Raw genomic sequence first — 2,970 nt, forward strand, 5'->3', positions numbered from 1 at the left:
AAGGTCGGCATCCTGGGCAAGGAGGAGAAGTGCTGCGGCGAGCCGATGCGCAAGCTCGGCAACGAATACCTCTACCAGTCGCTGGCCACCGAGAACATCGAGACCATCAAGGGGTACGGGGTCAAGAAGGTCGTCACCGCCTGCCCCCACTGCTTCAATACCCTGAGCAAGGACTACCGCGACCTCGGCTTCGACGTGGAAACCGAGCATTACACCACCTTCCTTAACGGGCTGGTTGAGGAAGGAAGGCTGAGGCTCAAGGGCGAGAGCTTTGACTGCACCTATCACGACTCCTGCTACATCGGCCGCTACAACGAGCTCTACCAGGAGCCGCGGGCGCTCCTCGCCGCCGCGGGGGGGACGGTCCGCGAGATGGAGAAGAACCAGAGCCAGAGCTTCTGCTGCGGCGCAGGCGGCGGGAGGATCATGGCCGAGGAGAAACTGGGAAGCCGGATCAGCGGCACCAGGGCCAAGATGGCCGCCGCCACCGGAGCCGACCTCCTGGTCTCCAACTGCCCCTTCTGCCTCACCATGTTCGAGGACGGCATCAAGGGGGCGGAACTGGAAGGGGAGCTGGCGCCCAGGGACATCGCCGAGATCCTGCTGGAAAGGGTTGCCGGCTAGGGCGATGCCTCCAGCAACTACGGAGCACTGAAGCCCACTCCCTTTCCGGACCGGATGAGGGAGAAAATAACGGCCTACCAGGCGGCATGCGATCCAAATCAGACGCAGGACCGTGAAAACGCGGCCCGGTGCCGGTGACAGGAGGAGACGTTTTGAACATTCATGAGTATCAGGCCAAGGCGATTTTGAGGGAATTCGGAGTCCCGGTACCGGACGGTCACGTATGTTACAACGGCGCGAGCGCCCGTGAGTGGGCCAAGCGGCTGGGAGACGGGCCGTGGGTGGTCAAGGCGCAGATCCATGCCGGAGGGCGCGGCAAGGGTGGCGGGGTGAAGCTGGCGAGGAATTCGGAGGAGGTGCGGGACACCGCAAGGGAGATGCTCGGCATGGTGCTGCGCACCCACCAGACCGGTCCCGAGGGGAAGGTGGTCACCCGGGTGCTGGTGGAAAACGGCTGCAACATCGAGAGGGAGCTCTACGTGAGCCTCCTGGTCGACCGGGTCACCTCCCGCGTCGCCGTGCTCGCCTCGACCGAGGGGGGGATGGACATCGAGGAGGTTGCCGCCAAGACCCCGGAGAAGATCTTCAAGGAGGCGATCGATCCCCTGCTGGGCCTGACCGCCTTCCAGTGCCGCAACCTCGCCTTCAACCTGGGGCTGACCGGGAAGCAGACCGCCAAGGCGGTGACCCTCTTCCAGGGTCTCTACGAAACCTTCATCGGCTGCGACTGCTCCCTCTTGGAGATCAACCCACTGGTGGTGACCAGGGAGGGGGACCTCTTGGCGCTGGACGCGAAGTTCGGCTTCGACGACAACGCCGTCTTCAGGCACCCCCGGATCGGCGACATGCGCGACTACGACGAGGAGGATCCCAACGAGGTGGAAGCCTCCCAGCACGACCTCTCCTACGTCTCGCTGACCGGCAACATCGGCTGCCTGGTGAACGGGGCGGGGCTGGCCATGGCCACCATGGACATCATCAAGCATGCCGGCGGAAGGCCCGCGAACTTCCTGGACGTCGGGGGCGGGGCGACCATCGAGCGCGTCACCGAGGCCTTCAAGCTGATCCTCTCCGACAAGAACGTCAAGGGGATCCTGGTCAACATCTTCGGCGGCATCATGAAATGCGACGTGATCGCCACCGGTGTCATCGAGGCGGCCAAGCAGGTCTCCCTCAAGGTCCCCCTGGTGGTACGGCTGGAGGGGACCAACGTCGAGCTGGGCAAGAAGCTTCTGTCCGAGAGCGGCCTCGACATCGTCGCCGCCGACGGCATGGCCGACGCCGCCGCCAAAATCGTCCACGCGGTAGCCGCCGCCTGAGGGGAGGGAGATCAATGAGCATTCTCATCAACAATAAAACCAGGGTCATCACCCAGGGGCTGGGAGCCACCGGTCTCTTCCACGCACGCGGCGCCCGCGAATACGGCACCCGGATGGTCGGCGGGGTCACTCCCGGCAAGGGGGGCACCATCATCGACGGCTTCCCCATCTTCGACACCGTCAAGGAGGCGGTGCAGAAAACCGGCGCCACCGCTTCGGTCATCTATGTCCCGCCCCCTTTCGCGGCCGACGCCATCATGGAGGCGGTCGATGCCGGGGTCGAGCTGGTCTGCTGCATCACCGAAGGGATTCCGGTCCTCGACATGGTCAAGGTCAAGCAGTTCATGCAGGGAAAGAGGAGCCGCCTGGTGGGGCCGAACTGCCCCGGCGTGATCACCCCCGGCCACTGCAAGATCGGCATCATGCCCGGCTACATCCACAAGCCCGGCAAGATCGGGGTGGTCTCCCGCAGCGGCACCCTCACCTACGAGGCGGTCTGGCAGCTGACCAACGTGGGGCTGGGACAATCGACCTGCGTCGGCATCGGCGGCGACCCCGTGAACGGCACGAGCCACCTGGACGTGCTGAAGATGTTCGAGGAGGATCCCGACACCGAGGCGGTCATCATGATCGGCGAGATCGGCGGCAGCTCCGAGGAGGAGGGTGCCTACTTCGTCAAGGAGCACATGACCAAGCCGGTGGCGGCCTACATCGCCGGTGTCACCGCACCTCCGGGAAAGAGGATGGGGCACGCCGGGGCCATCGTCTCCGGCGGAAAGGGGACGGCAGCCGAGAAGGTGGCGGTCCTCAAGGAATGCGGCATCAGCGTGGCGGCAACCCCGGCCGAGATGGCCCAGGCCCTCCTCAAGGTCTATACCCCGAGGGCTTAAAACAAAGAGTTCAAGCGAGGTTCACCATGCTAATCGTCGTCTGCATCAAACAAGTGCCGGACACCACCCAGGTCCAGATCGACCCGGTAACCAACACCCTGGTTCGCGAGGGGATACCCTTCATCGCCAACCCCTAC

The 2,970-nt window shown here is 64.4% G+C and carries 3 protein-coding genes and 1 pseudogene; all 4 read left to right on the plus strand.

Features of this window, described 5'->3' with window-relative positions; translation table 11 throughout:
• A partial coding sequence (locus tag AC11W3_RS17360) for a (Fe-S)-binding protein (RefSeq protein ID WP_484093438.1) occupies positions 1-624 on the plus strand: 624 nt, incomplete at its 5' end.
• Positions 625-776: 152 nt separating this feature from the next.
• Complete coding sequence (gene sucC / locus AC11W3_RS17365; protein WP_484090460.1) at positions 777-1,943, plus strand: ADP-forming succinate--CoA ligase subunit beta; 1,167 nt, start codon at positions 777-779, stop codon at positions 1,941-1,943.
• Between the two features lie 14 nt (positions 1,944-1,957).
• Positions 1,958-2,833 carry a succinate--CoA ligase subunit alpha gene (gene sucD, locus AC11W3_RS17370; RefSeq protein ID WP_484093439.1) on the plus strand — a complete coding sequence of 292 codons (876 nt, stop codon included), beginning with the start codon at positions 1,958-1,960 and terminating at the stop codon, positions 2,831-2,833.
• Between the two features lie 26 nt (positions 2,834-2,859).
• Positions 2,860-2,970: pseudogene (locus AC11W3_RS17375) on the plus strand (electron transfer flavoprotein subunit beta); the annotation flags it as partial.

The organism is Geomonas sp., from assembly GCF_056994735.1.